At 55.3% G+C, this 2309-nt stretch carries 2 protein-coding genes and 1 pseudogene; 2 read left to right on the top strand and 1 reads right to left on the bottom strand.

The window, feature by feature from the left end; translation table 11 throughout:
• Positions 1-149 precede the first annotated feature (149 nt).
• Both AKG11_RS35810 and AKG11_RS33400 read left to right on the top strand, forming a co-directional pair.
• Positions 150-371: pseudogene (locus AKG11_RS35810) on the top strand (CatB-related O-acetyltransferase); the annotation flags it as partial.
• A 170-nt stretch (positions 372-541) separates the two neighbouring features.
• Entirely contained in the window at positions 542-1225 is a 684-nt protein-coding gene (locus AKG11_RS33400; protein WP_156334239.1) for an FkbM family methyltransferase, read from the top strand.
• A gap of 23 nt (positions 1226-1248) precedes the next feature.
• Here the strand turns inward: AKG11_RS33400 and AKG11_RS33395 are convergent, their stop codons facing one another.
• Positions 1249-2046: an LbetaH domain-containing protein gene (locus tag AKG11_RS33395; RefSeq protein WP_050747140.1), complete on the bottom strand. Its 798-nt coding sequence runs from the start codon at positions 2044-2046 to the stop codon at positions 1249-1251.
• Positions 2047-2309 lie beyond the last annotated feature (263 nt).

Below are 2309 nucleotides of genomic sequence, written 5' to 3'. Positions count from 1 at the left end.
TGATAGAGCTACGATGAGCCGAAAATCCTCTCTTCTCAACTAAACCAGTTCTGTCTCAAGGGCGCTGATCCGGGACACCCTTTCCCTACCAGACGCTTTTCCGCCCTCCTTTTGATGCGGAGCCTCGCATCCAATTCAATAATCTGCCGGAGACCATGATCGGCAATGACGTATGGATTGGCTCAGGAGTGCAACTGAAATCCGGCGTTATCATCGGCGACGGGGCAATCATTGGTGCGGGCAGCGTGGTGACGAAGGACGTTGCCCCCTATTCCATCGTCGGTGGCGTACCAGCCCGCCTCATTCGCAATCGTTTCCCGCAGGAAACGATTGACCAGCTTGTCGCGCTCGCCTGGTGGCAGTACGACATCGTCAGCCTCGATCTTTCCTGGGATAACCTGGAAGCCACGCTCGACGATTTGACGCGCCACATCGCTTCAGGAGTCATCACCCCTTATCAGCCGGGGCGTTATGTTACTTTCCGCGACGAAGAAAATATTCGCGCAAAGCGCCTGGACCCGTGACACACGAGGGCAATTTCTTGGCAGAGCTTATCGAGCATTTCGGTATCCGGTTGCGTATCGATCCGGATTTCATGTCGCCCCGGCTAATGGTGGCTATCCGCACCCGGCAGTACGAGGTGCCGGAAGCCCGGAGGATCGGGAAAATCCTCCAGCCGGGCGATGTTGTGCTTGAGATCGGCGCTGGTATCGGCTTTGTGACCGCGTTGATTTTGAAGAATCCCGCCGTCGAGCGGGTGATTTCGTTCGAAGCCAATCCGCTGCTTGTCCCCATGATCCAACGGACACTCGCCGATAACGGGGTCGGCGACCAACGGTTCGAGCTGCACAATGCAATTCTCGGCGCGGAGGATACGGGTACGGTCGATTTTCATATTCATCGGGATTTCTGGGCCTCGTCGCTGCGCAAGACAACAGGAACCATTCGCTCCTGCCCGGTTCCACTCACGAGCTTCGGCAAGATCATCGGAACGGTCCGTCCTAGCGTCATCGTCTGCGATATCGAAGGTGGAGAGCGCGCCCTGTTTTGCACCTCCGATCTTGCTGGTGTTCGAGCGGTCTATCTGGAACTGCATCAGCGTGTTCTTGGGCCAGCCGGCATGCGAGATCTGTTCCAGGCCTTCCATGACCGCGGCTTTCATTACGACCAAAACCATTCCAGTGGGGCGGTCGTCCTCTTTTCCAAGATCCCCAACCCAACCTGACGTCCCTGGATGGGTTAAAGGACTCAATCCATTGATGCAGGTGTATAACGGTCGAAATACTCAATAGAATCATCCGGATAGATTCGGAGCTTGCGAGGTCGATAGGGCTCAATACCCTCTCTTATTCTGCACTCAATCACCTCGAGGCACCTCTCGATGTTTGACCATTCCGTACCAGCAAGGATAGCCAGACCATAGTCCCACCAGCGTGACGCAAGAAGCCGGTCGGCAATCTCGGATGGAAACCGCGGCTTTATGAGCTTTGCGGGCGTTCCACCCACCACGGTATAGGGAAGAACGTCGCTGACGACTGTCGCACGCGCAGCAACCACGGCCCCATCCCCGATGGTCACGCCTCTGGAGAGAAAGGCGCCATCACCGATCCAGACATCGTTTCCGATCGTGATGCGCGCGCGCCTTTTCTCGGTCGCAGCAGCAAGGCTTTGCCTGCCTTGCGCAATTTGGTTCGCTTCTATGCCGAAGTCGTCGAACATCTCCGGCCATTTGGCGTTCCAGTGCCCTGTCATAAGGGAATGAGACGTGATGCCTCTGTAATCGTGCTCGGGCGCCCCACAGACGATTCCCGGTCCCAACGAGCAAAAGCGCCCTATCCTGCCGACATGTCGGTAACGCGAGCCACGCCCCCCCAAATAGGAAAAAGCGTCAATACGCCGAATATCGAAAGCGCCTCCTCTCAATTCCACAAACGGTTCGAAAACAATAGGAACTCTTACACGTCCAACTCCGAACCGGCTCTCTGAAGATGTGCCGTGGAAAGACACCCGATGTTCACGCAATGCCGTGAGGAGCTTTGTATCCATAATCGTCTCTACGGACTCCTGCTGAAAGAGCTTTTACGCAATACGGCACACTAACTCTGTGATGTTCTTGGAGTTGCCCCCAAAAGACCGGACATGCTCAGGTTTGAGATTCCGGCTCATAATTCCGAGAGAATATGTCTCTGTTCCTACCGAAAATAATGCCATCAATCCAGCGATTTAGGTAGGCTAGACTAAATGTTCGCCTGGGGCTGGGTGACCCGTCTCACAATATGCAGGTATCGAGGGTTGCGAGAGCGATCCTC

The sequence above is a fragment of the Shinella sp. SUS2 genome, assembly GCF_001262505.1.
Lineage (GTDB): Bacteria > Pseudomonadota > Alphaproteobacteria > Rhizobiales > Rhizobiaceae > Shinella.
The sequence above is the reverse complement of the archived record's forward strand: the minus strand, read 5'-3'. Positions and strand labels throughout refer to the sequence as shown.